General features: G+C 65.9%; 24 protein-coding genes. 7 read left to right on the forward strand and 17 right to left on the reverse strand.

All coding sequences use genetic code 11. From position 1 onward, the window contains the following. Window positions 1-72: 72 nt before the first annotated feature. Both aceA and aceB read right to left on the reverse strand, forming a co-directional pair. Complete coding sequence (gene aceA / locus VME63_RS12580) at window positions 73-1,368, reverse strand: isocitrate lyase (protein WP_325433699.1); 1,296 nt, start codon at window positions 1,366-1,368, stop codon at window positions 73-75. Between the two features lie 35 nt (window positions 1,369-1,403). Then, entirely contained in the window at window positions 1,404-2,999 is a 1,596-nt protein-coding gene (gene aceB, locus VME63_RS12585; protein ID WP_325433700.1) for a malate synthase A, read from the reverse strand. A 251-nt stretch (window positions 3,000-3,250) separates the two neighbouring features. Between aceB and VME63_RS12590 the strand changes: the two genes are divergently transcribed. Then, entirely contained in the window at window positions 3,251-4,159 is a 909-nt protein-coding gene (locus tag VME63_RS12590) for a LysR family transcriptional regulator (protein WP_325433798.1), read from the forward strand. 64 nt (window positions 4,160-4,223) lie between these two features. Here the strand turns inward: VME63_RS12590 and VME63_RS12595 are convergent, their stop codons facing one another. Genes VME63_RS12595 through VME63_RS12625 form a run of 7 tightly spaced genes read right to left on the reverse strand, consistent with a single transcriptional unit; the run spans window position 4,224 to window position 9,082 of the window. Further along, complete coding sequence (locus VME63_RS12595) at window positions 4,224-4,805, reverse strand: 1-acyl-sn-glycerol-3-phosphate acyltransferase (protein ID WP_414648263.1); 582 nt, start codon at window positions 4,803-4,805, stop codon at window positions 4,224-4,226. Window positions 4,806-4,813: 8 nt separating this feature from the next. Continuing rightward, complete coding sequence (gene arfB / locus VME63_RS12600; RefSeq protein WP_325433702.1) at window positions 4,814-5,236, reverse strand: alternative ribosome rescue aminoacyl-tRNA hydrolase ArfB; 423 nt, start codon at window positions 5,234-5,236, stop codon at window positions 4,814-4,816. A gap of 10 nt (window positions 5,237-5,246) precedes the next feature. Continuing rightward, the gene (locus VME63_RS12605; protein WP_325433703.1) at window positions 5,247-5,975 is read right to left on the reverse strand and encodes a pseudouridine synthase; all 729 of its coding nucleotides are present in this window, start codon (window positions 5,973-5,975) and stop codon (window positions 5,247-5,249) included. A 47-nt stretch (window positions 5,976-6,022) separates the two neighbouring features. Then, window positions 6,023-7,627 (reverse strand): ubiquinone biosynthesis regulatory protein kinase UbiB, encoded by a 1,605-nt coding sequence (gene ubiB, locus VME63_RS12610; protein ID WP_414648264.1) that lies wholly within the window; start codon window positions 7,625-7,627, stop codon window positions 6,023-6,025. A 38-nt stretch (window positions 7,628-7,665) separates the two neighbouring features. After that, window positions 7,666-8,316 (reverse strand): ubiquinone biosynthesis accessory factor UbiJ, encoded by a 651-nt coding sequence (locus VME63_RS12615; protein ID WP_325433705.1) that lies wholly within the window; start codon window positions 8,314-8,316, stop codon window positions 7,666-7,668. A gap of 48 nt (window positions 8,317-8,364) precedes the next feature. Next, window positions 8,365-8,835: a tRNA (cytidine(34)-2'-O)-methyltransferase gene (locus VME63_RS12620; protein WP_325433706.1), complete on the reverse strand. Its 471-nt coding sequence runs from the start codon at window positions 8,833-8,835 to the stop codon at window positions 8,365-8,367. 40 nt (window positions 8,836-8,875) lie between these two features. Continuing rightward, on the reverse strand, window positions 8,876-9,082 hold the full coding sequence (locus VME63_RS12625; RefSeq protein ID WP_325433707.1) for a hypothetical protein: 207 nt from the start codon (window positions 9,080-9,082) through the stop codon (window positions 8,876-8,878). Window positions 9,083-9,356: 274 nt separating this feature from the next. On the opposite strand from VME63_RS12625, the gene VME63_RS12630 reads away from it, so the two are divergent. Then, complete coding sequence (locus tag VME63_RS12630) at window positions 9,357-9,779, forward strand: DUF4156 domain-containing protein (RefSeq protein WP_325433708.1); 423 nt, start codon at window positions 9,357-9,359, stop codon at window positions 9,777-9,779. A gap of 7 nt (window positions 9,780-9,786) precedes the next feature. Here the strand turns inward: VME63_RS12630 and VME63_RS12635 are convergent, their stop codons facing one another. Next, the gene (locus VME63_RS12635) at window positions 9,787-10,416 is read right to left on the reverse strand and encodes a TetR/AcrR family transcriptional regulator (RefSeq protein ID WP_325433709.1); all 630 of its coding nucleotides are present in this window, start codon (window positions 10,414-10,416) and stop codon (window positions 9,787-9,789) included. A gap of 53 nt (window positions 10,417-10,469) precedes the next feature. On the opposite strand from VME63_RS12635, the gene VME63_RS12640 reads away from it, so the two are divergent. Further along, the gene (locus tag VME63_RS12640) at window positions 10,470-11,039 is read left to right on the forward strand and encodes a hydrolase (protein WP_325433710.1); all 570 of its coding nucleotides are present in this window, start codon (window positions 10,470-10,472) and stop codon (window positions 11,037-11,039) included. A 46-nt stretch (window positions 11,040-11,085) separates the two neighbouring features. Here VME63_RS12640 and thrC read toward each other — a convergent pair whose 3' ends face one another. From thrC to VME63_RS12665, 5 genes are all read right to left on the reverse strand, one after another. After that, window positions 11,086-12,423, reverse strand: coding sequence for a threonine synthase (thrC, locus tag VME63_RS12645; protein ID WP_325433711.1), 1,338 nt, complete (start codon window positions 12,421-12,423; stop codon window positions 11,086-11,088). Then, window positions 12,420-13,379 carry a homoserine kinase gene (locus VME63_RS12650; protein WP_325433712.1) on the reverse strand — a complete coding sequence of 320 codons (960 nt, stop codon included), beginning with the start codon at window positions 13,377-13,379 and terminating at the stop codon, window positions 12,420-12,422. Before VME63_RS12650 ends, thrC begins: the two co-directional genes overlap by 4 nt. A gap of 26 nt (window positions 13,380-13,405) precedes the next feature. After that, window positions 13,406-14,548: a homoserine dehydrogenase gene (locus VME63_RS12655; protein ID WP_325433713.1), complete on the reverse strand. Its 1,143-nt coding sequence runs from the start codon at window positions 14,546-14,548 to the stop codon at window positions 13,406-13,408. Window positions 14,549-14,953: 405 nt separating this feature from the next. Further along, a complete protein-coding gene (locus tag VME63_RS12660) occupies window positions 14,954-16,990 on the reverse strand; it encodes a bifunctional 2',3'-cyclic-nucleotide 2'-phosphodiesterase/3'-nucleotidase (protein ID WP_325433714.1) in 2,037 nt (678 codons plus the stop codon). Window positions 16,991-17,139: 149 nt separating this feature from the next. Next, window positions 17,140-18,468 carry a hypothetical protein gene (locus VME63_RS12665; protein WP_325433715.1) on the reverse strand — a complete coding sequence of 443 codons (1,329 nt, stop codon included), beginning with the start codon at window positions 18,466-18,468 and terminating at the stop codon, window positions 17,140-17,142. Here VME63_RS12665 and VME63_RS12670 point away from each other — a divergent pair. After that, complete coding sequence (locus VME63_RS12670) at window positions 18,398-20,113, forward strand: LTA synthase family protein (RefSeq protein ID WP_325433716.1); 1,716 nt, start codon at window positions 18,398-18,400, stop codon at window positions 20,111-20,113. The two genes, VME63_RS12665 and VME63_RS12670, sit on opposite strands and share 71 nt — an antisense overlap. A gap of 18 nt (window positions 20,114-20,131) precedes the next feature. On the opposite strand, the gene pip is transcribed toward VME63_RS12670, so the two are convergent. Continuing rightward, window positions 20,132-21,082, reverse strand: a complete 951-nt coding sequence (pip, locus tag VME63_RS12675; RefSeq protein ID WP_325433717.1) for a prolyl aminopeptidase — start codon at window positions 21,080-21,082, stop codon at window positions 20,132-20,134. 224 nt (window positions 21,083-21,306) lie between these two features. Between pip and VME63_RS12680 the strand changes: the two genes are divergently transcribed. Further along, complete coding sequence (locus VME63_RS12680; protein WP_325433718.1) at window positions 21,307-22,896, forward strand: DUF3300 domain-containing protein; 1,590 nt, start codon at window positions 21,307-21,309, stop codon at window positions 22,894-22,896. A gap of 60 nt (window positions 22,897-22,956) precedes the next feature. Here the strand turns inward: VME63_RS12680 and VME63_RS12685 are convergent, their stop codons facing one another. Next, window positions 22,957-23,457 carry an Lrp/AsnC family transcriptional regulator gene (locus VME63_RS12685; protein ID WP_325433719.1) on the reverse strand — a complete coding sequence of 167 codons (501 nt, stop codon included), beginning with the start codon at window positions 23,455-23,457 and terminating at the stop codon, window positions 22,957-22,959. Window positions 23,458-23,575: 118 nt separating this feature from the next. Between VME63_RS12685 and VME63_RS12690 the strand changes: the two genes are divergently transcribed. After that, window positions 23,576-24,499: a DMT family transporter gene (locus tag VME63_RS12690; protein WP_325433720.1), complete on the forward strand. Its 924-nt coding sequence runs from the start codon at window positions 23,576-23,578 to the stop codon at window positions 24,497-24,499. A 35-nt stretch (window positions 24,500-24,534) separates the two neighbouring features. Beyond that, window positions 24,535-25,224: a glutathione S-transferase family protein gene (locus tag VME63_RS12695; protein ID WP_325433721.1), complete on the forward strand. Its 690-nt coding sequence runs from the start codon at window positions 24,535-24,537 to the stop codon at window positions 25,222-25,224. Window positions 25,225-25,292 lie beyond the last annotated feature (68 nt).

The raw sequence follows: 25,292 nt of genomic DNA on the forward strand, positions 1-25,292 counted from the left end.
GGAGGGCGTGGTGGCGGCGGGCGTGCCGCCTGCGGGGCGTGTGCCATCTCCCCGCGTGCGTTGGAGCCGTATTTACGCGGCGCTGGCGCGGTGGAATTGCGCCTCCTCGGTCGATCCCTTCAGTGCCGTGGTTGAAGACTGGCCCTGCTGGATCGCCTGCGTCACCGCATCGAAGTAGCCGGTGCCCACTTCGCGCTGATGCTTGACGGCGGTGAAGCCGCGTTCGGCGGCGGCAAATTCCTTCTCCTGCAATTCGACGAACGCGCTCATCTGGCGGCGCGCATAGCCGTGGGCGAGGTCGAACATGCCGTAGTTGAGGCTGTGGAAGCCCGCCAGCGTGATGAACTGGAACTTGTAGCCCATCGCACCCAGTTCTTTCTGGAACTTTGCGATGGTGGCGTCGTCCAGGTTCTTCTTCCAGTTGAAGCTTGGCGAGCAGTTGTAGGCAAGCAGCTTGCCCGGGTATTTGGCGTGGATCGCCTCGGCGAATTTGCGCGCTTCGTCCAGGTTCGGCTTGCTGGTTTCGCACCACACCAGGTCTGCGTACGGCGCGTAGGCCAGGCCGCGGCTGATGGCCTGGTCCAGGCCGGGGCGTACGCGAAAGAAACCTTCCACGGTGCGCTCGCCGGTGGTGAAGGGCCGATCGTTTTCGTCGATGTCGGAGGTAAGCAGATCCGCGGCGTCCGCATCGGTGCGCGCCACCAGCAAGGTCGGCACGCCGAGCACGTCCGCGGCCAGGCGCGCGGCGTTCAATTTATCCACCGCTTCGCGCGTGGGTACCAGCACCTTGCCGCCCATGTGGCCGCACTTTTTCACCGCGGCCAGCTGATCCTCGAAATGCACGCCGGCGGCACCGGCCTCGATCATCGCCTTCATCAATTCGAACGCGTTGAGCACGCCGCCGAAACCGGCTTCCGCGTCGGCCACGATCGGCACCATCCAGTCGATCTCATCCTTGCCTTCGGCGTGATGCAACTGGTCGGCGCGCAGCAGCGTGTTGTTGATGCGCTTGACCACCAGGGGCACCGAATTGGCCGGATACAGCGATTGGTCCGGATACATCTCGCCCGCGACGTTCGCATCGGCCGCGACTTGCCAGCCGCTGAGATAAATCGCCTGCAAACCGGCCTTTACTTGTTGCATGGCCTGGTTGCCGGTGAGCGCGCCGAGCGCGTTGACGAAATCTTCCTTGTGCAGCGATTTCCACAAGCGTTCCGCGCCGCGGCGCGCCAGCGAATGCTCGACGCTGACGGTGCCGCGCAGACGCGCCACATCCTCGGCGCTGTAGTTGCGGCGTACGCCGTTCCAGCGTGGGTTGTTTTTCCAATCCAGCGCAATCTGTTCGGCGGTGGGCAGTGTGTGTTTCATGGGGTGTGCTCCGTGATGGATCGTTGCGCGCGCGCTCAGGCGAGCTGCTCGTAGGCGGGAAGGGTGAGAAAGTCGCCGAGCTGATCGGCATGCGTCATGGCCGACAGCAGCCTGGCCGCATCTTCGGCGCGGCGTGCGCCGGGCAGGGTGCTTTCGCGCAAGCGATGCGCGTGGGTGGCCAGTGCGTGGTTGAACAGCGCAAAGTCGATCGGCGCGTGATCGGGAAATTCCAGCGCGCCGTGATGCAGCCATTGCCATAGCTGGGCACGCGCGATTTCGGCGGTGGCCGCGTCCTCCATCAAGTTGTGGATCGGCACGCAGCCCAGGCCTTCCAGCCACGCGGCGGTGTAGCGCAGCGCCACTTCCACGTTGTTGTCGAAGCCGGCGCGGCTGATGGTGCCGCTGCAAGGCGCGATCAGCGCATCGCGATCGGCACGAACATCCTCGCGCTTGACGTGCAGTTGGTTCGGCTCGGGCATGTGGCGGTCGAAGATGTCCTTGGCCACCGGCACCAGCGCGGGATGCGCCACCCAGGTGCCGTCGTGGCCGGCCTGCACTTCGCGCAGCTTGTCGGCGCGCACCTTGGCCATGGCCTTGTCGTTGGCGTCGTCGTCGCCCTTGATCGGAATCTGCGCGGCCATGCCGCCCATCGCGAAGGCGCCGCGGCGATGGCAGGTCTGGATCAGCAGTTCCGAATAGGTCTTCAGGAACGGCACCGTCATCACCACCTGGCCGCGGTCGGGCAGCAGGCGGTCGCGATGGCTGCGCAGGGTTTTCAGGTACGAGAAGATGTAATCCCAACGACCGCAGTTGAGGCCGACCGCGCGCCCGCGCAGTGCGTACAGGATCTCGTGCATCTGGAATACCGCCGGCAGCGTTTCGATCAGCACAGTGGCTTTCATCGTGCCGTTGGGCAGGTCCAGCTCGTTTTCCGCCAGCGCCATGACGTCGTCCCACAACGCCGCTTCTTCCATCGCTTCAAGCTTGGGCAGGTAGAAGTAGGGGCCCAGGTCGCGGGCATGCAGCGCCCTGGCGTTGTGAAAGGCGTACAGGCCGAAATCGACCAGCGCGCCGGCCATGACCTGGCCGTCCACGCGCAGGTGCCGCTCCGGCAGATGCCAGCCGCGCGGACGCACCACCAGCACCGCCGGGTTGTCGCCGACGCGATAGTCCTTGCCCTCGGGCGAACGGTACTGCAGCGTGCCGTTGACCGCGTCGCGCAGGTTGAGCTGGCCATCGAGCTGATTGGCGAAGCTCGGCGCGGAGGAATCCTCAAAGTCGGCCATGAACACCTTCGCGCCACAGTTCAGCGCGTTGATGATCATCTTGCGCTCGACCGGGCCGGTGATCTCCACGCGACGGTCCTGCAGCGCGGCCGGGATCGGGGCCACGCTCCAGTCCGACTCGCGGATCGCCCGGGTGTCGTCACGGAAATCGGGCAGCACGCCCATGTCGTAGCGCGCCTGGCGCTGGCGGCGGGCTTGCAGCAGCTGCTGGCGCCGCGGTTCGGCGAAGCGGTGCAGCCGGGCCAGGAAGGCCAGGGCCTCCGGGGTCAGGATGTGCGCATAGCCGGCGGTCTTGGCGAGGATCTCGACCGGCTGGCTGACGATTTTTTCGCTGGGTACTGCCATGTGCTTCTCCACCTTGGGCCTGGTGCGCAAGCTAGTCAGCGGATATCGATTTGACAAAACAAATGTTTCAATTTTTGATATTGTAAAATTCAATACATACGCTAACGTATTGAGCTAGCTGTCATGAAAAGTCTGACCAAACGCCGAACATGACAAAAAAAGTGCCAGGCAAAGCCGCCCGGCGGGCTCCCAAAGAAGCCCGCCAGGCCGAGGGTGGCCGCTATTACTACAAAGGCAATCGCCTCAAGCAGATGCGCGCCTTTGTCGCCACCGTAAAGCTGGGCACGCTCAGCCGCGCCGCCGAGTCGCTGTACCTGTCCCAGCCTTCGATCAGCCTGCAGTTACAGGCGCTGGAGCGCGAATTGGGGGTGGCGTTGCTGCAACGCACCCGCCGGCGCATCAACCTCACCGATGCGGGCGAGGCGCTGTACGAGCTGGCCCGCCCGCTGGTGGAGGGCTGGGAAACCCTGGATCGCGACTTCCAGGCCAGGGTCAAGGGCCTGCAGACCGGCCGCCTCACCATCGCGGCCGGCAGTTCGACCATCCAGTACCTGCTGCCCGAATGGGTGCGGCGCTACCGCGAACGCTACCCGGCCGTGCAATTGCAACTGGCCAATGTCACCGGCAAGGACGGCATGGCGTTGTTGCGCGCGGACGAGGCCGACTTCGCGGTGGGCTCGATGCTCGACGTGCCCAACGACATCGCCTGGGCACCGGTCTATCACTACGATCCGATGCTGATCATGCCGCCGGATCATCCGCTGGCGCACAAGCAGTCGGTGACGCTGGAAGACCTCTCGCCCTACGGTTTGATCCTGCCGCCGCAGCGCCTGTCCACCTACCGGCTGGTGGACCTGGTGTTTCAGCAGCGCCAGGTGCCCTACCAGGTGGCGATCGAAGTCGGCGGCTGGGAGGTGATCAAGGAGTACGTCGCGATGGGTTTGGGAATCTCCATCGTCACCGGCATCTGCATCACCGATGCCGATCGCACGCGCCTGGCCGTGCGTAACATGCGCCAGTATTTCCCGCAACGCAGCTACGGCGTGGTGATGCGCAAGGGCAAGTTTCTGAGCGCGGAAGCGCGCAATTTCATCGACCTGATCCGTCCGGGCCTGCTGACCCATCGCGACTACGACGAGCCGGGCCACTCCGAGCGCTGAGCCGGATCGGCGGCCTTGGGCCTAGCCGGTCACGCGCGTGCGCCGCGCATGCAAAGGCGCACAGTCATTCGGTGTTGCGATGCTTGCCGCGATACGGCCGGAATAGTGCGCGAATGGCGGCCATGTCCGCATCGGGGTCGTCGCTGGCGTGGATCAGCGGACCGAGCGTGAATGTCTTGCTGGGATAGTCGATGAAGACAGTCTGCACCGGCACGTTCGCCTCGCGCGCGATGCGCAGAAAGCCCGACTTCCACTGCTTGACGTGCTTGCGCGTGCCCTCGGGGGTGATGCCAAGCCACATCCGTTCGTGTTCCTCAAAGCGCACCACCATCTGGCCAACCACGTTCAGTGCGGCGCTGCGGTTGATCGGGATCAGGCCGATCGGACGCAGGATGATGCCCAGCGGGCCGTCCAGCACCTCGCGCTTGATCATGATGTTGACGTTGATGCCCAAGCCGATCTTCATCATCAGTCCCCACACGCCATCCCAGTAGGAGGAGTGCGGGGCGCCGATGATGATCAGTTTGGGCAGATCCGGCAGCGCTCCCAGCAGGCGCCAGCCGGAGAGGCGCAGCAGGCCGCGCATCAGCCAGGGCCAGAAGCGGCTGTTGAGCTTGGGGGCTTGCGCCGGCACGGCCGGAAGCATGGGTTGGCTCACTCGTGGCTCCAGGCGCGCGAACGGGTCTGCTTGAGTTTGGCGCGTTGCTGCTTGCCGTCCAGGCGCCGCTGTTGCGAGGAGCGCGTGGGCTTGGTCGCGATGCGTTGCTTGGGCGCTTGCAGCGCCCCGCGAACAATCTCCGCCAGCCGCTCGCGCGCGTCTTCGCGGTTGCGGCCCTGGTCGCGAAAACGGCGCGCCTGGATCACCAGCACGCCTTCGTCGGTCAGGCGCCGGTCGCGACGCGCAAGCAGGCGCGCCCGCACCTCCTCGGGCAAGGAGGGCGAGTGGAGCACGTCGAAACGCAATTCGACCGCGCTCTCGGTGCGGTTGACGTGCTGGCCACCGGGGCCGTCCGCGCGCAGGAAGCGCACAACCAGCTCCGATTCCGGCAAGACGATGGATCGGCTTAACTGCAACATGCCGCGCAGTTTAGCTGGTCGGCGAGAGGCTTATGGATGGGGCGGCGGGAAGCTGCCAGCCGAAGCGTTCGAGCAGTGCGCGGTAGGCCTCGTCCAACGGTGCTTCCAGCGCCATCGGCCGGCCGTCCACGGGGTGGCGAATGTTAAGGCGCCAGGCGTGCAACAGCATGCGATGGCAGCTGAAATACTGCTTGTAGAGACGGTTGTGATCGCTGCGCCCGTGCTGGCAATCGCCGATCACCGGGTGGTGGATGTGCGCCATGTGCTTGCGGATCTGGCGGAAGCGCCCGGTCTGCGGTTCGGCCAGCACCAGCGCATAACGCTGCTGCCGATAGCGTCCCAGCGCGATCGGTACTTCGACCGTGGCCAGTCGCCGGTAATCGGTGCGCGCGTCGCGGCGCGGGCCGGTCTGGCGCGCGCCGGGCAGGGCATAGTCGATCATGCCTTGCGCAGGCTCCGGCCAGCCGCGCACCACCGCCAGGTATTGCTTGTGCACGTCACGGCCCATGAACTGCTCGCCCAGCGCGGCGGCCACTTCGGTGGAGCGTGCGATCAGCAGCACGCCGCTGGTGGCGCGGTCCAGGCGATGGGCCAGGTACACGGTGCCGCCCACCTGCTCGCGCAGCAGGTCGATAAGAAATACCTCGGCATTGCCGACCATCTTGGAACGATGCACGGCCAGACCGGCGGGCTTGTTTACGGCGATCAGGGCATCGTCGCGATAAAGGATTTCAAGCATCACGCCACCTGCTCACTCCCCGGCGTGCAGGGGGAGGCGCCCAAGCGTCATCGACGCCACCAGCCGAACGCAAAGGACGCCAGGCCCGCCGCACCCAGGCACAGCGGCGGCCAGAGGCCGTGTTGCGGCGCGAATGTCCACATGACCGTGGCGCAGATGATCAGCGTCGCGCCGAACATGCCGGCGCCGATCGCAGTGAGCATGCGGCGCACCAGATGGCGCTGGTGCATCAGTTCGTCGGCGTCGGCCAGCACCTGCTGCTCGCCTACCGCGACCTGGCGCAACGCGTTGCGCACCAGTTCGGGTAGCTGCGGCGCGTTGTGGAACCACTCCGGCACGCGCTTGCTGATCTCGCGCAGCGTGCGCAACGGGCTGTAGCGTTCGCGCAGGATGCGCTTTAGCACCGGATGCGCCACCGCCCAGATGTCGATATCCGGATCGAGCATGCGGCCCACGCCTTCGATGTTGAGCAGGGTTTTTTGCAGCAGGATCAGCTGCGGCTGCAGGGTAAGCTCGAAACGCCGCGCGGTCTGGAACAGCTTCACCACCAGCTCGGCCAGCGAGATCTGCGACAGCGGACGCGTGAAGTACGGCTCGCACACGGTGCGCACAGCCGCTTCCAGTTCGTCCAGGCGGATGCTGGCGGGCATCCAGCCGGCATCGATGTGCAGCTTGGCGATGCGCGCGTAATCGCGCTCGAACAGGGCGATGAAATTCTGCGCCAGCCAGTATTGATCCGCTTCCGGCAGCGAGCCCATGATGCCGAAATCCAGCGCGATGAAGCGCGGCTCGTCGATGCGCGTGGGATCGACCCAGATGTTGCCCGGATGCGCATCGGCGTGGAAAAAGTTGTCGCGGAATACCTGCTCGTAGAACAACCGCACGCCCTTGGCGGCGAGCTTCTTGCGATCGATGCCGGCCGCGTCGATCGCGATGATGTCGTCGCAGCTCACGCCCGACACGCGTTCGAGCGTCAGCACCCGCGCGCTGGTGAGTTCCCAATGCACCTGGGGCACGTACAGGTCCACGCCGCTGGCGAAATTGCGGCGCAGCAGGCTGGCGTTGGCGCCTTCGCGCTGCAGGTCCAGCTCATTCTCCAGCATTTTCTCGACTTCGATCACGACGTCGAGCGGGCGGATCTTGTCCGCGTTGGGATGCCAGCGCTGGGCCAGTTCGCCGAGCGAGTGCAACAAGCGCACGTCGCGCGCGATGCGCTCATCAATGCGCGGCCTTAGCACCTTCACCACCACCGAGCGTCCGTCTTTCAGTGTCGCCGGATGGACCTGGGCGATCGATGCGGAAGCCAGCGGGACCGAATCGAAACTGCCGTACAGCGCTTCCACCGGCGCCTTCAATTCGCGCTGCACGATGTCGCGCGCCTGTTCGCCTGGGAAAGGCGGTACCTGGTCCTGCAGCAGCGCCAGTTCGTCGGCGATGTCGTCCGGCACCAGGTCGCGGCGCGTGGACAGCACCTGGCCGGCCTTGACGAAAATCGGGCCCAGTTCGTTCAGCGCCAGCCGGATGCGCGCGCCGCGCGAGAGCGGGCGCACATCCACCGCCGGACGTCCCAGCAGCGGACGCACCAGTTTCAAGGGACGGAAAAGATGCGTCGCGTCGACCAGTTCGTCCAACCGGTAGCGCAACAGGACCATCGCCACGCGTAACAGGCCCGGCACTGCCCGTAGCGGCGTCACGGAGCCGTTCCCTGGTGTGCGCGTTCCAGTCGGGCAAGTCGCGCTTCAAGGCGTTCGGTGCGTTCGCGCAGGTGATCCACATCGTCGAGGAAGGCTTCCACTTCGCCCGGCGCCAGCGCGATGCGCGATTCGTCGCGCAGCCACGCGGCGCCGTCCTGGCCCAGGTGCGTGGCGGTGTCGCGCGCGTGCGCCAGGCCGCGGCGCACGGCCGCGGCGATGGGGACGCCCAGCACATCGCCGAAGGTGCGCGTAAAGGCCTCCTCGACATCGGGCGCGAAACCGCTGGCGAGTTTTTCCAGTCGCCGCGCGAGTTCGGCATCGCCGGCGATATCCACCTTGCCGGGCGATACGCCGTCGCTGTGCCGGCGTAGCAGCACCGAGAGCAGGCTGCCGGGTGTGGCGGCCACGCGCAGATCGCTGGACGCCGGCGCGGGACCCACTTTCACGCGGCTGCCTTGCACGGTGACGGCGAGCGCCAGATCGAGCCCGCGCAGCTCAAGCTGCACGCTGCGGCCATCGAGCGCGGCGAGCCTGGCCTGGGTATCGGGATCGAGCGAAAGCGCATGATTGAGCGCTGTTTCCAGCGCACGGCCGGCCAATTGGCGCAGCGGCTGCGGTAGCACAGATGAGGACGGGGCGGCATTCATAGCGCGATTGTAGCCGCCCGCGTCATGCACCTGCCCTAACCGTTGCGATCACAACGCCACGGCACCGGGAAAGCCCAGCTGCCGCCATGCTTCATAGACGGCCACGGCCACGCTGTTGGAAAGATTGAGGCTGCGGCTGTCCGCGCGCATCGGCAGGCGCAGGCGTTGCTCCGGCGGCAACGCGTCGAGCACGTTGCCCGGCAGGCCGGCGGTCTCGCAGCCGAACAGCAAGGCGTCGCCCTCGCCGAAGCGCGCATCCACGTGCCGGGTGCGCCCGCGCGTGGAAAAGGCGAACACGCGCGGATGGCCGATCGCCGCCAGGCAGGCGTCCAGATGGTCGTGCACCGCCACGCGGGCGTACTCGTGATAATCCAGGCCGGCGCGTTTCAAGCGCGCATCGTCAAGCTCGAAGCCCAGCGGGCGCACCAGGTGCAGGCTGGCGCCGGTGTTGGCGCACAGTCGGATCACGTTGCCGGTATTGGGCGGAATTTCGGGGCGGAACAGGATGACATGCAGCATGCCGCCATTATCCGACGGCGAGGGCGATCGCGTCTTGCGATCAGCCCAGACTACCCGGGCAGGCGATTTCGCGGGCCATCGGCAGCGCGCAATGGCTGGGCGCGGAGGCGAGCAGGGTGCTGACGCGGCTGCTGTTGGCCAACTGCACCGGCGCGGGCTTGGCGGTAACCATGCCGGCCAGGATCAGTCCGCAAACCAGCATGCAGGCGACGAAAAGGCTGCGTAGAACCATGGTCTCGAATTTCATGTCCGTTCTCCTTGCGTTTGGACGGGAAGGTCCTCGCCCTGTCCGGAGCAATCCCTGTGCCAGCCCGGCATTTTTTCCTAAAATATTGATATATAAATGTTTATTTTTGAACGTCGGCGTGCGCCGGCTTGTCCGCGGACAGTGCGTGCCCGCCAGCGGACAGTGTCCGGACAGGCGCGCTAAGCCTGCGTTCGGGGATGGCGGGCACCAAAGCGTTACGATCCAATGCATCGCCGCATCATCCGCACTTCCCCGCCTATACACGGAGCTACTCATGCGCAAGACCCTGCTGCTCGCAACTGTCGTGCTGCTTGGCGGTTGTACCTGGGGCATCAATCCTGCACCCGGTTCGGAGAACGTTCGCACCGCATGGAGCGGCGATGTCTCCAATTGCCACGACCTGGGCAAGATCACCGTTTCGGTGACCGATCACGTTGGACCCTACGACCGCAACGACATCAAAGTGCGCGACGAACTGCAGGTGCAGGCACGCAACAGCGCCCTCGACATGAAGGCGGACACGATCAAGCCGCTGGCCGATCCGGTGGACGGCTCGCAGCCGTGGGAAGCCTATTACTGCGGCAATCGCGTGGTGGGGCCATCCGCGCCGCCGCCGGTGCAGGGCGGCACGCAGCCGCCACCGCCGCCGCAGCAGCAGAGCGGCGGCTTCCAGACATATCCCAGCAAAGGCGGTTAAGGGCGGCTTAGGTTTCCAGCACGTCATGCAGATACAACTGCATGGCGCGCTGCAGTTGCGCCTGCGCGGCCTGGCGGCCGGGCATCCCCGGCTCGGCATGGATCGCCACCGCTGCCTTCATCATCTGCTGCACCACCACGGCGGCGGCGTGCATCTCATCGGCCGAACGTTCCGGCGCGCGCTGCGTCAGCAAGGCTTGCAGCTGGGCGCGGAAGGCACGCCGTATCGCCATGCCGTCGGCGGCCGGCGCGGGGCCCGATTCCACCAGGATCACAAAGGCCGGGTGGCGCCGGCGGAACACAATCAGGAACGTGCTCAACTGCGCGGCGAGTTCGTCGATGCTCACGTTCAGCGACTGCGCGGCGAGCTTTTCGATGGCCGCGTGGAACGCCTGCCCGTATTGCTCCACCAGCGCTTGCGCCAGCACTTCCTTGGTGGGAAAGAACTGGTATAGCGAACCGATCGCCGCCCCGGCGCGGGCGGCCACCTCGGTCATCGTGGCCGCCTCGTAGCCCTTTTCGACAAAGCATGCGGCAGCCGCTTCCAGCAGCGCCGCCACGCGCTCGCGGCCGCGCTGCCGCTGCGGTACGCGGCGGCCCTCGGACGGTTTCGGCGCGCTTGATTTTTGTGAGGGCATCCTCATAAACTCCAAAGTGAGGATGTCCTCACCTAACTCTGATGGAGAAGCCGATGGACAAGCTGGACCCAGGCAAAACGGCGCTGGTTCTGATCGACCTGCAGAAGGGTATCCTACCGTTTGCAGGCGGCCCGCATACCGCCGCCGACGTGCTGGACAAAGCCAGTGCGCTGGCCGCGCGTTTTCGCCAGTTGCATGCACCGGTGGCGTTGGTGCGAGTGGGCTGGTCGGCCGATGGCGGCGATGCGCCGCGCCAGCTGGTGGACCGGCCGATGTCGGGGACGACGCTGCCGGCCGATTGGTGGGAGTTCCCCGAAGCCTTGGGCGTGACCGACAGCGATATCCGCATCGTCAAGCGCCAGTGGGGCGCGTTCTACGGCACGGAATTGGAATTGCAGCTGCGCCGCCGCGGCGTGGAGCACATCGTCCTCGGCGGCATTTCCACCAACATCGGCGTGGAATCGACCGCGCGCAACGCGTGGGAAATCGGCTTTAACCTGGTGTTCGCCGAGGATGCGATGAGCGCGCACAACGGCCAGCAGCACGGCTTCGCAGTGGAAAACATTTTCCCGCGCCTGGGCCGCGTGCGCAGTACCGCGCAGATTCTGCAGATGCTCGATTGACCGATGCCGCCCGGCGGGGCGGCAAGTCTGCGCGGCGCGCCTGCGTTCAGGAGAGCACGGGCGCCTTGCGCGTCGCCCGTTCGAGCAGCCAGCGACGCAAGGCATCGTCCTCGGCGGCCATCGCCTCGGCCGAGGACGGGCGCTGCAGCATCGCGCCCAGCGCGACGGGAACCTCCACCGGCCGTCCGATCAAGGGCTCGACCACGCTTTCGAACTTCGCCGGGTGCGCGGTGGCAACCACCGTCCAGGGCGCCTGGTTGCCGGCCTCGCGCAGTTGGTCCAGCAGATGCATGGCGGTGGCGGTGTGCGGACAGAACACTTCATCGTGTTCGCGCGCGTGCGTGGCGATCGTCGTACTGATGGTGCGGTCGTCCACGCTTTGCGCCTGGATCTGCGCGCGCAGCAAAGTGTTGTCGGGCAGCGTCCAGCGCAGGCGCTCGAAATTGCTGGGTGCGCCGACGTCCATCGCATTGGCCAGTGTCGCGAGGGCCTCGCGCGGGGCGTAGTCGTGGCCGGCGAAGAAATCGGGCAGCGTGGCGTTGGCGTTGCAGGCCAGCTTGATCTGGCTCACCGGCAAGCCCGTTGTGCGCACCCATTGCGCGGCGAGCGCATTGCCCAGGTTGCCGGTCGGCACGATCAGGTTCAGCGGTTCGCGCCGCTCGCGGCAGCGTGCGACCGCCGCGTGCGCGTAATAGCTCATCTGCGGCAACAGTCGGCCGAGGCTGATGCTGTTGGCCGAAGAAAGCGGTACCTGCGCCTGCAGCGCCGGATCGTTCAAGGCGGCCTTGACCATGCGCTGGCAATCGTCGAAACGGCCCTGCACGCGCAGTGCATGCACGTTGTCGCCCAAGCAGCCGAGCTGATGCGCCTGGCGCGGCGACACGCGGCCATCCGGATACAGGATCACTACTTCGATGCCGGGTTGGCGGTGGAAGGCCGCGGCCACCGCCGCGCCGGTGTCGCCGGAGGTCGCCACCAGGATGGTCAGCGGTGCCGCGCCATCGCCGCGCAGCCGGCGCATGCAGGCGGCCAGGAAGCGCGCGCCGACATCCTTGAATGCCGCGGTCGGGCCGTGAAACAGTTCCAGCAACGAGGTTTTAGGATGCTGCGGCAACGCGCGCAGCGGCGTGGGAAAGGTCAACGCTTCGGCGCATATCGCCCGCAGTTCGCCGGCCAGCGCATCGCCGGCAAAAAAAGGCGCCAGCAGCGTTGCGGCGGTATCGGCGAGGTTGCCGTCGGGGTCGAATTGCTCCAGCAGCAGTGCGGGCAGACGCTCCGGCACGTACAAGCCGCCGTCCGGCGCCATCCCGGCGGCGATCGCTTCGCTCAGCGTGGCTGCCCGGGCGGTGCCACGCGTACTCAAGTATCGCAACGCCACGCTCATGCTGCGTCGTCCTCGTCGGGTGAAGTAGTCAATGCGGCAGCGGGGCCATCGACCGGCGCGACGAAGCGGTCGCTATCCAGGCCCGCTTCGGCGAACGCCGCGCACATCGCATCGGCTGCCGCTTCGGCCTCGGCACGGTGTTCGAACCAGCCGAATACGCTGGGACCGCCGCCTGAAATGCTTGCGCCCAGTGCGTTGTGATCGAGCGCCGCTTGCTTGACGCGTGCGAAATGGGCGATCAGCGGCGCGCGGCGCGGTTCGATCAGCACGTCCTTCAAGCCTTCCCGCACCAGCGCGGCGTCGCCGCGCCAGCAGCCGGCCAGCACCAGCGCCAGGTTGGCCGATTGCGCGACGAATTCGCCCAGCGCGTAATCGCCGGCCAGGGCCGCGCGCGCCTTGCGCGTTTCCAGCACCGCATGCGGATGCACCAGCGCGCAATGCCAGGTCGGCGGCACCGGAACGCGTACCAGCCGCTCGCGGGTGGCCAGCACCAGGCCACCAAGCAGCATCGGTCCGACGTTGTCGCCGTGGCGACCGCCGCTGGCCACCGCTTCGCCTTCGAGCGCGAAGTTATACAGCGCTTCGCGCGGCAGCGGACGCTCGAGCAAGGCGTTCGCCGCCACTAGCGCTGCGACGCATGAAGCAGCCGAGCCACCCATGCCCGAGCCGAGCGCAATGCCTTTGTGCAACGACAACTCGAAGCCGTACTGCAAGCCCAGCGCCTTGCGCAGCGCCATCAAGGCCATGCCGGCGGTATTCTGTGCCGCGTCGGTGGGCAGCACGTCCACGCAGCCGTGGATGCCGGCGATGCGCACCGTGGGCGTATCGATACGCCGTACTTCGACGCGATCGCCGGCGCCTTCGATGCAGTGGCCCAGGATATCGAAGCCCACGCCCACGTTGCCCACGCTGGCGTAGGCGATGGCGCAGGCAGATTGGAGCGGGTGCGCGGACATGTGGGACTTCGTGGCAAGTGGAGCGTTCATGCGCGCACCTCCAGCGATTCGGCAATGCGCAGCAGATCGGCGAACACGCCCGCGGCCGTCACTTCCGGGCCGGCGCCGGGGCCCTGTACCAGCAGCGGATTATCGCAGTAACGCCGGGTGCGGAATTGCACGATGTTATCGGTCAGGCGCGTATGCGCGAAGGGGTGGGCGCCGGGCAATACCTGCAGGCGCACCTGGGCGCGGCCGTGATGGTCCAGGCTGGCCACGTGACGCAGCACGCCGCGCTCGGCCTGGGCCGCGGCAAGGTGCGCGGCCATCGGTGCGTCCAGTTCGTCCAGCCGCTGCATGAATTCATCCAGCGGCAGCACCTGCAAAGGTGCAGGTACCAGGCTTTCCACCGGAACATCCGGCAGCGACAGCGGCCAGCCGGCCTCGCGCGCCAGGATCACCAGTTTGCGCGCCACGTCCATGCCCGAAAGGTCATCGCGCGGATCGGGCTCGGTGTAGCCCAGCGCATGCGCCTCGCGCACCAGTTGCGAGAACGGACGCGAGCCGTCGAACTGGCAGCACAGCCATGCCAGCGTGCCGGAGAACATGCCTTCCACCGACAACAGCTGGTCGCCCGTATCGAGCAGGTCGCGCAGCGTCTGCACGACCGGCAGGCCCGCGCACACCGTTGCTTCGTAGCGGAAGCGGCCGCCGTGCTGGCTCGCCGCGCGAATCGCCTGCCAGCGCGACAGCGGACCGCTGCTGGCCAGCTTGTTGGGCGTCACCACGTGCAGGCCCGAGGCAAGCCAGTACGGATAGTGCGAGGCCACGCCGTCGTTGGCGCTGCAGTCGATCAGCATCGCGTGGTGTTGATCTTCGCCGCGGACATAGGCGGCAAATTCGTCGAGATTGGTGGGGCGCCAGGTTTGCGCATCGTGTTGCGCATTGAGTTCGGCGTCGTCGCAATCGAGCCACATCCGGCGGCTCGCCGCGACGCCGCGAAGCTTTAGCTCCAGTCCGGTTTCGCGCGCGAGCCGTGCCTGCGCCGCGCGCAGTTGGGTCAGCAGTACGCCGCCCACGCGTCCGGGGCCGATCAGGCCGAGTGCCAGCGTGCGGCGGCGCGTGCTGGCGGCCGGGATCGGCGGCAGGCGATGAGGGTGTTCGGCGATGAGTGGTGCACAGCTGTCCATGACGGCCTCCGGTAGAGACCCCTTTCGCTGTGGCGGTTCGGTGATGGCCGGCCCGCCTCGTCGAGGGGGCCGTTGCGTGTGAAAAACCTTATTCGCGCACGGACACCCACCCAGAGCCGGTCGTACCGGTTCCGGTAGTGGTGGTAATGGACGTGGCGATCGTCGCGGCAAAAACGCTTGCACGCCCGGCGTTGGCCGGGGTGTGTTGCATGCGTGCTGGCGTGAAAAGTGGCGACATGGGATCGACCTTAGTTGTGCGCTGCAGCGGCTGTCAATGGTTGCTTGCGAAACTAAAGTACGTGTTGCCGGGTTGGCGGATGGGGGTGCCCACGACAGGCATGGGCGCCCCGCCGCTCCCCGGCCTTCCAGGCGAGGCGGGCCGGTCCGGCAGGCTTTTGCCGGCTTTCAGTGCGACAGGTCGATGGCGTAAACGGCGGTGCCGTCGCCGTTGTCGCGCAGCTGGCGCACGTTGTGCAGACCATCGGCCTGCGCCACGGCCTGCTTGCCGCTGGCCGAGGTGAACACCACCGTGCCGCGCGTTTTCAGCCGGGCGAAATGCCATGAGGCCGGCGGCAGATCCTTGGCATCGAGCGAAGGATGCGCCTGCAGCCAGCGCGCCACGATCTCACGCGTGCCGTCAGGCGCGGCCAGCACCACGTTGCCGCCGTCAAGGCCCGGGAAGTGACCGCCGCCGCTGGCGCGGTAGTTGTTGGTCACCACCACAAAAGTTTGCGAGGGCGCGATCGGCTTGCCGCGGTAGGTCAACTTCACTATGCGCTGGCCGACCGGCTTGGACACGTCGATCACGTAGGCGATGCCGCCCTGGATCTGGTCGAAGTTGTAGCCGACGTACTTCGCGTTGATCAGCGGCTGCTCGCCGGTTGCGTTCGGGTCGATGCGGTTGAAGCGTCCGGCCGACATTTCCAGCCACGCTTTGACGCCCGCGCCATCGAGTTTCACTGCCGTCAGCGTGTTCGGATAGAAATACAGATCCGCCGCGCTGCGCAGCGTCAGCGGACCGGGCATGACGTCGGTGTAATCGTCTGGGCCGCCGAAGCCGGTTCGAAATGCCGCGGCCGAGCCGAGCACCGGCACGTTGGCCAGTTCCGGATGGACGGCCGGCAGTGCGTGTCTGGTGTAGTCGATCTGCGCGGCATTGACCGGTGCCAGCGCGCTCATGTCGCCTTCGTCGGCGAAATAAGTGCTCATGCGCAGCTTGCTTTGGCCGATGGGCGTGTTGACGTAGTCGATCGCCGCCTGCTGCACCTTGCCCACGGCGAGCGACACCTGCGGATCGGCGGCCACGCAATGAGCGGCCGAAACGGTGAGCTTGCCCGCGATCGTCGAGGGCGGACAGATCGGCCACACCTGGCTGAAGGTCTTGCTCTTGTCGATGACCCAATGCCCGTGCTGGCGCACCAGCGCAAGCCGGATCACGCCCAGGTCCTTGCCGAAAAATCCGCCCATCACGGCGGGAACGCCGCGCACGAAACCATGCTGGTCATCGACATCCTGCATGTGCGCGAAACGAGGCCCCGGAAATTGGACGTGTTCGTGGCCCAGCAACAACACGTCGATGCCCGGCACGCCGGCGAGGTACCAGCCACCGTTTTCCATGTCGCTGGTATAGGGCGATGTATTCAAGCCGCCGTGCAGGATCGCGATGACCAGGTCCGGATGCTGCGCCTGGATCTGGGGCATGTATTTGCGCGCCGCCTCGACCACGCCGGTGACGGTGACCTTGCCCTGCAGGTTCTGCTTGTCCCACTGCATGATCGGCGGCGGCGTGAAGCCGATGATGGCCACGCGCAACGGCACGCTAAGCTCGCTGCCGTCCGGGGTGAAGGCGGCAATCTTGCGCTCGATGATTGTCCACGGCTTGAAGATCGGTTTGCCGTCGCGCGCGCTGTCCACGTTGGCCAGCACCAGCGGATAGTGTGGGCCGGCGCAGGCTTGCGTGCGGCCGCCGTCCACGTTCATCGGTGTGCCGGTGACCTGCGAGAGATAGGGCAGGCCGTAGTTGAATTCATGGTTGCCGATGGTGCCGCCGTCGTAGCCGATGGCATCCATCGCCTTGTAGATGGCCAGCTCCTGAGTGCAATCGATCTTCTGCACCTGTGCCTGGTAATCAGCCAGCACGCTGCCCTGGATGGTGTCGCCGGCATCGAACAGGAAGCTGTTGGTGAACTGCGTGCGCGCCTTGCGGATCAGCGTCACGGTGCGTTCGAAGCCCAGCGTGGGGTCGGCCTTCTGCTTGTAGTAGTCGTAGCTGAGGATGTTCGAATGCAGGTCTGTGGTTTCCAGCACCGCCACGTCGGCGCGCACGCCGTCGGCCAGATGCTGCGCCGGTGCCTGCGGCGGTGCGGCCGGCTTGGGGCTTGCGCATCCGGCCAGCAAAAAGGCCAGGGCGAGAGCGGTCGAACGGCAGTCACGAAGCGGCATGAGGGTTCCGGCGAAAGGCGAGCAGGGCATGAAGCTAACAGATATGCATGACTGTTCGCTGCTTTCGACGGGCTTTTTGCGCCAATAACGGCGCAAAACGAGCTGTCGCCGGTGGCCGCGCGATGCGCTGTCGCCTTACCCATGCAGTGCTACGACGTGCGCCGAAGGATGCTTTGGATATTCCTTTGATCGACCATGCCGCCTTTTTCGCCCATGATGTTGTTTTCGTAACCGGGATCGGAGACATGGCCGGCAACGCCGTTGACGTCGGTCAAGGCGTAATGATCGGGCTCGCCCATTAGATGGCCGGCTTCGTGCGCGGCGACAAATCCCAACTGCGACCTCGAATATGGCGATTGGCCTGGTTCGGACGTATACAGCGTGACGTTGTTCTTGTCGGTGACCGAATACCCGGGCTGGTCCAGCACGGTAATCGTATTGATCTGGCTTGGCGACGCATTCGGCGGTGGCGTGGTGACTTTGGTGGTGACGTCGTAGGGGCTGAAGTGGCCGCTCCATGCTTTCTGGATCGCGTTGGTGATCCTGGCCTGTCGCTGCGGCGTCAATCCGCTGCCCCTGAATTGCACGGGCATGTCGATGACAACCTTGCTTGCGTGCATCGTGACGCGGATGTTCGGCTGGGCGTTGGCGCTTTCACCGGCCGAGGCGGGTGTCGCGGTGGCACTGTTGGACCAGGGATCATGAAAATTTTTGACCTGGCCCTGGTACCACCAGGGGTTAGAGCCGAATGACGCGTCGGTGTCCGGCGCGACGCCCATGATCTTGGGCGCTCCCGCGGCCATCATCAACGTATAAACCTTGCCGTTCATGCTCACCGTGTCGCCGCTGCGATACCTCGCGGCGGGATCGTAGGGCGGTGGGCTTTGCGCGCGGATGGACGCCGCGGCGCTTCCTTGTCCGGCCTGCGTCTGCCAGGGCGACTGTTGAGCGGCTATGCCGGCCGGCTGGGGCGTCGTCTCGCCGGGGCAGTCATCCGTATCGGCTGGGGCCGGTTGAGCGCGCGCGATGTCGTTGCCGGAAAGCGAGCCATATCGCGGGTTGATAGTCACAAGCCTCTTCCTTGTGGATCGACGAAGTGCATCGACTTTGCATCGGTGCGTACGAAGCGTAGATGGCGGTGCCGGCAAGCGTGCGGTATTTGCGGACATGCCGGATGCAGGCGTTCCGGCGGAAAGGAGGGCGCGGGCGAGTGTCGCCGCGCGGCCGGCGTTGAGGGGATGGCCGGGCTGAAGGCGAACGGGGCATGAATCGGCCGGCCATGCGGCATCGTTCAGGGTCTTCGGCAGGCCTATCGCTGGTGAAAAGGCTCTAAAATGACAAGCTGTTGACAACCACAAGACGAAGCGCCGTCCCGTGAGATGGCGCCACACCAGGGGGATTTCTTCCATGCCGTCGATTCCGTTTCGCATTTCGCGAAACCGCACGACTACGGTCTGCGCGCTGGTTTTTTTTGTCATTTGCTGCTGGTTTACCGCCTGGCAGGAGCCTTTGCTGGAGCAGCGCTGCTTTGTGCTGGCGCTGATGGTGTGCGTTGCCGGCGCCGCCTTTTTCGTGTTTGCGCGCGCGGCGTTTGCGCTGGTGCTGGGCGGTGGCCTGTTTCTGCTGCTGCGCGCGATCACGGTGTTGAAGCAGGAGTACCTCGAATCGCCGCTGATGCCGGCGGACTTCGTCTACTACGTGCGCTCCAGTCTGTTGGAAACGTTGCGTCGCTATCCCAATCTCTACAGCGTGGGCATTTGCGTGAGCATTGCCGTGCCGATCGTGCTGTGGCTGGCGTGGTCGTGCGACCGCCGGCGCTTTGCGCATTGGCGTGCGTTGCCGCAGGCGTTCTTGCGCCTGGGCGGGTTGGCCTTGTGCGTGGTGCTGTTCTGGGTGTGCCTGCTTCCTTCCGGTCCCTTCGCCAAGGTGCACGAGCGCGGCACGTGGGAAAAGATGTCCGACGATGCCGCGCTCACCAATTTCTTCGTCAACCTGCGCGATTCGAGCGTGCATCTGCCTGCGATGGCCGGCGATGACGCGGCCGAGCGCGACTGGCAGGCCACCGCCACGGCGGCGACGCCGGGTACGGTCGATCCCAGCCAGTATCCGGACATCGTGCAGGTGCTGGAAGAAAGCACCTTCGATCCCGCGCCGTACGCGCATTGCACGGTGCCCGAATGCCAGCCGGACATGTTCAAGCCCGATGCGCGTACGCGCGGCACCGGCGTGATGCGCGTGCACACCTTCGGCGGCGGCACGTGGGTGAGCGAGTTCGCCGCGCTCACCGGCATGCCGCAGGACATTTTCGGGCCGGGCGGCATGTATGCGCCTTACGTGCTTGCGCCGCATGTGCGCGACTCGCTGCCGCGCCAGTTGCAGCGGCTGGGTTATCTCACCGTGGCGATCTATCCCACCAACGGCGTGTTCCTCAACGGTCGCGATGCATACAAAGGCTACGGCGTCGATCATTTCTACGGCGCGGCGGAATTGGGCCTGGACGACTGGGACGAAACCGACGCCCAGATGTTCGCCGCCGCCAAGCGCGTGTACGACAAGCTGAAGAAGCCGGGGCAGCCGGTTTTCATCATGGTCCTGACCATCAACCAGCACGGTCCGCACGACGATCCGATGTCGACCCTGCCCAAGCAGTTCCAGAACCTGTTGCAAGGATTGTCTCCGGTCGCGGCGTTGAACTTCGATACCTATCTGCAGCGCCTGCACGACTCAGATGCGGCGATGAAGGGTCTGGAGCACGATTTCCTCGATCGCGCGCAGCCGACCATGCTGGTGCATTTTGGCGATCACCAGCCCTCGTTCGACGACCAGATGCGCCAGCTGCAACGCACGCTGCCGCCGGCACTGGTGCCATACCGGGATTACCTCACCTACTACATGATCAAGAGCAACGTGCCGGGCGCGCCGTTGCCGTCCTACCCGATGCTGGATATCGCGCACCTGCCGGGCATGGTGCTCAAGGCGGCGGGCTTGCCGATGGATCCGTACTTCTCCGCGCTCAGCTCATTGCGCGAACGCTGCAACGGCCTGTATGCCGATTGCGCGGACAAGGGGCTGGTGCGTTCGTATTACGCGTGGATCTTCAATCATTTGCATGTGTACCAATGATGCGGTGCCGTCGCCGGCTCAGCAGTAGCGGTCGGCGAGGCGGTCGGTTGCGTCGACCAGTGCATCGACGATCGCCGGTTCCGAGGCGGCATGTCCGGCCAGCACGATGCGCAGTTGCGCTTCCGGCCACGCGGCGGCAAGGTCGCAGGCGTTCTTCGCGGGGCAGATGATGTCGTAGCGGCCGTGCACGATAGTGCTGGGGATGTGCCGCAGGCGATGGACATCGCGCAATAGCTGGTTTGGCTGCAGAAACGCATGGTTGCGAAAGTAGTGCGCTTCAATGCGTGCCAGGCTCAATGCGACTTCGGGCGCGGCGAAGCTGGCCTCGGTTTCCGGGCTTTCCTCCAGCGTAATGCCGCCGCCTTCCCATGCGCCCCAGGCTTTGGCCGCATCCAGGCGCACGTTTTCATCGTCGCAGGTCAAGCGCTTCCAGTAGGCGTCAAGCAGGTTGCCGCGCTCTTGCGGCGGTATCGCGGCGGCGTAGCGTTGCCATTTTTCCGGCAAGATCCAGGATGCGCCGCCCTCCTCGTAATACCAGCGCACTTCTTCGGGGCGGCATAGAAAGATGCCGCGCAGCACCAGGCCGAGCACGCGCTCTGGGTGCGTCTGCGCATAAGCCAGCGCCAGCGTCGAACCCCACGAGCCGCCGAACACGATCCAGCGTTCGATCTCGAAGTGTTCGCGCAAAGTCTCGATGTCCTGGACCAGATGCCAGGTGGTGTTGTCGGTGAGATCGGCGAAGGGCGTGGAGCGTCCCGCGCCGCGCTGGTCGAACAGCACGATGCGGTAGCGCGCCGGATCGAAGAAGCGGCGGTGGTACGGCGACAATCCCGCCCCCGGGCCGCCATGCAGGAACACTACAGGCAGCCCCTGCCGATGGCCGCATTCCTCCACGTACAACGTGTGCCCGCCGCTCACCGCGATGCGGTGCGTGGCATAGGGTTCGAGTTCGGGATACATCGTGCGCATGATCGGGTTACCCGTACGGCGGGAGGAGGCGATGCGCCGTGGCGCGGCTGACGCGGAGCTTACCGGTTTGCCCGATGGCGGCAAAACGCGCGGAACGTTTAGCGCGCATTAGCCCAATTATCGTCATGGCATAGGCATACTCACAGCCGTTTTCATCCGTGGCCGGATGACGCCGCAGGGAGCGCACCGGCCAACCCGCCAGGGTTTTACGAAGGAGTGTCCCAGTGACCAAACGCTATTCCACCGGCCCGGCGATTGCCGCGGGCCTCTGCGCAACCATGCTGGTGCTGGCCGCTTGCAGCCAGCAGGCATCCAATGCCGGCAACGCACCGGCCGCGTCCTCGACCGCGCCGGCTTCGTCGTCCACCGCGCCCGCGCAGCAGGCCTATACGCCGCCGAGCGCCGATCAGCTTTATCAGCTGGTCGCCCCGATCGCGCTGTTCCCGGACAAGTTGGTGGCGCAAGTATTGGCCGGATCCACCTACCCGGACCAGATCACGGCGGCGGAAAACCTGGTCACGCAGAACCCCAATCTGAAAGGCGACCTGCTGCAGGCCGCCGTGCAGCCGCAGAGCTGGGATCCGAGCGTGAAAGGCCTCACGCAGTTTCCCTCCGTGCTGAGCCAGATGGCGCAGAACGTTCAGTGGACCACCGCGCTGGGCCAGGCCTATGCCAACGATCCCACCGACGTGCTCAATGCCATCCAGGTGATGCGCCAGCGCGCGGCGGCGCAAGGCAACCTGCGCAGCTCCGCGCAGCAGCAAGTGGTCACCCAGCCCGCGCAGCAGGTCGTGCAGAGCGAGGATCAGAGCGGCTATGTGGAGAGCGGCGCGCCGCCGGTGTATGCCGGCCCGGACGTGGTGCCGCCGCCAGGGCAGATCATCCAGATCGAACCGGCACAGCCCGACGCGGTGTACGTGCCCAGCTACGATCCGCAGACCGTCTACGGCGGCGACGTGGCTTACTACCCCGGCTATCAGTACGTGCAGCCCGGCTACAGCACCGGTGAAGTGGTGGCGGTGGGCGCGGTGGCGTTCGGGGCGGCCATCGTCATCGGCAGCCTGCTCGACAGCCACCACGGCGGCTGGCATTCGTGGGGCATGAACTGGGGCGGTGGCGGTGGCGGCTACAACGGCGGCGGCCGGCGTCATCCGGCAGTGGTCTATAACAATCAGACCTACGTGTCGCGCTCGACCACGGTCATCAACCGCTATACCACCATCAACAACGTCACCAACAACCGCTACAACACCGTCAATGACCATCGCACGTTCAACAACGGTGCGCCCACCAACGTCCCCAATAATCTTGCCCGCAACGAGGCTGCCCATCCGCATCCGGCAGGGCAGCCGATGAGCGTGCCGAACTTCAGCCATGCCGGTTATGCGCCGGCAGCAGCGCCGCATGCCACACCGGAGGCGGCGCGTCCGGCGCAAGCGCCGCACGTTACCGAAGCGGCACGCCCGAACATCGTGCACCAGCCCGCGAATGCGGCGGCTCCCGCGCATCCTGCCGCGGTGGCGCATACGCAAGCGGCGATGCCTCACGCGCAGCCGGCGGCAGCGCGTCCCGCGCCGCAAGCACCGCACCCGGCGCCCCATCCCGCACCGGCAGCGCAGCCGGCGCATCCGCAACCGCCGCATCCGGCAGCCGCGCCCGCGCCGCGTCCGCAACCCCCCGCGCAGCATGCGCCCGCGCCTCACCCGCAGCCGCAGGCACATCCGGCGCCGCCGGCTCACCCGCAGCCGCAGCATCAGAACAACGGCAACACACACCAGCCGCCGCCGAAGCGCAAAGACGATAACCAGCACTGATCGCACAAGCCCCTTTGCGCCAGCCGTGCAAAGGGGCTTGCCGTCAGGCGATCCGGCGCATCAGTCTTCCGACAGCTTGCGCGCGGCGTCGAACATCACGCGTGTGATCGAGCGGTTCGCATGCGGCGTCTGCAGCACGATCAGCGTCGTGGTGCTGATGCTCGGATGGATTTTCAGCAGGCGATCGAGCACCACCTCAAGATGGCTGATCGACATGGCTACGACCCGCAGCAGCGCCGAATCCTCGCCGGCGAGGCGGCGGCAATCGAGTACTTCGGTCACGTCCGCCACGATGTTGCCGATGCGCGCGCAGATGCCGCCATCGCAGCGCAGCCGCACCATCGCCTCGATGCCGTAGCCTAGTCGTTTCGGATCGATCACGGCGCGATAGCCGGTGATCACGCCGGCGTCCTCCATGCGCTTGACGCGTTCGGCGACGGCCGGTGCCGACAGTCGCACCTTGCGGCCAAGTTCGGCATAGCCCAGGCGGGCATCGTGCTGCAGGGCTTCCAGCAGCTGCCAATCCTTGGCGTCCCATTCGGGTTTCGATTCGTAGGTCATGGCGTGTATCTGTATTCCGTTCGATGGCGAAACAAGCGGAGCGGTTGCGGGACCATTATTCACCCGTGACTCGGGCAAGACTAGGATTTGAACCATTCCCTCCCCACGGAATTGACCCATGCACAGCGCCGAGCGCCTGGACGGGCGTGCCCTGATTTACATCGCCATCGCCTTGCTGACCTGGTCGTCCGCCTACGCGGCGATTGCCTACGCGCTGCCTTCGTTCACGCCGGGGCAAGTGGCCCTGGCGCGCCTGGCGATCGGCTCGCTGTGCTTTGCCGGCTTGATGTGGTTCAAGCGCACGCCGCTGCCGCAGCGTCGCGACTGGCTGCCGTTGGCGGTGCTCGGCGTCGTCGGCCTGACGGTGTATCACCTGTGCCTCAACGAAGCCGAAACACGCATCGCCAGCGGCACCGCGGCGATCCTGATCGCGCTGGTGCCGGCGGCCACCACCACGCTCTCGGCGTTCTGGCTCGGCGAGCGCATCAGCTCGCGCCGCGCACTGGGCCTTGGCGTGGCGCTGGTGGGTGTGGTGCTGGTGGTGCTGGCCAGCGGCAAGGAGGTGAAGTTTCAGCCGATGGCCGCGCTGGTGCTGGTCAGCGTGATCGCCTGCGCGATCTTCTTCGTGGGCCAGAAGCCGCTGTTTGCGCGCAACGACGTGATCGGCGTGACCGCGTTCGGATTCTTCGCCGGCACGCTGGGCTCGGTGCCGTTCGGACTCGGCTTGTCGCACGCGTTGGCGCTGGCGCCGTGGAAGCATATCGCAGCGCTGCTGTGGCTGGGCGTCGCACCGACGTTCGCCGGTTATCTCGCCTGGAACGCGGCGCTGCGGCGCGCGCCGGTAGCGCAGGTGTCGAGCTTCATCTACTTTTCGCCGCCGATCGCGGTGCTGATCGGCTGGGTATGGCTGGGCGAAAAACCGGGCTGGCTGACCTTGATCGGCGGCGCGATCACCGTGGGCGGCGTTGCGCTGGCCAATGCCAAGGGCGCCGCCAAGCCTGCCGCGCAGGCGGTGGCGGCCGAGCAAACCTGCGAATCGTAAATCGTCCTGCGTCTGTATCAATCGAAGGGGGTTGCATGTACACGCTTTACATCGCCAACAAGAATTACTCCTCGTGGTCGTTGCGGCCGTGGATCGTGTTGAGCGAGCTGGGCATTGCGTTCGAGGAAAAGCTCACGCCGTTCCAGGCGGGCACTTCCTCCAGTTGGACCGCCTTCCGCGCGTTTTCGCCCACCGGCAAAGTGCCGTGCCTGCACGACGGCGACATCACCGTGTGGGATTCGCTGTCGATCGTCGAATACGTGGCCCAGGACCATCCCAAGGTGTGGCCCGCCGACCGGGTGGCGCGCGCGTGGGCGCGCAGCGCCGCCGCCGAGATGCACTCAGGCTTCGAGGCGTTGCGCTCCCATTGCCCGATGAACTGCGGCATCCGCCTGCAACTGGCGGAGACACCGCCCGCGCTTGCGCGTGATCTCGTGCGCCTGCAGGAGTTGTGGCAGGAAGGCCTGCAGCGATTCGGCGGCCCTTATCTGGCGGGTGCCGCGTTCACCGCCGTCGATGCGTTTTATGCGCCGGTCGTCTTTCGCATCCAAAGCTATGGTTTGGAGGTCGATGCCACCGCGCGCGCCTATGTTCAGCGCATGCTGGCACTACCCTCGATGCAGCGCTGGTACGTGGAGGCGTTGAAGGAAGCCTGGCGCGACCGCGACCACGAGCAGGACACCCTGCGCTCGGGCACCTTGTTGCAAGACTTGCGCGCCGGCTAAGCGCAAGCGATATATGCCGATGCTTGCGCGAGCATCGGCATAGCAAAATTTTCAGGTATCGCGAACGG

It is taken from the genome of Dyella sp., from assembly GCF_035503745.1.
Classification (GTDB): domain Bacteria; phylum Pseudomonadota; class Gammaproteobacteria; order Xanthomonadales; family Rhodanobacteraceae; genus Dyella_B.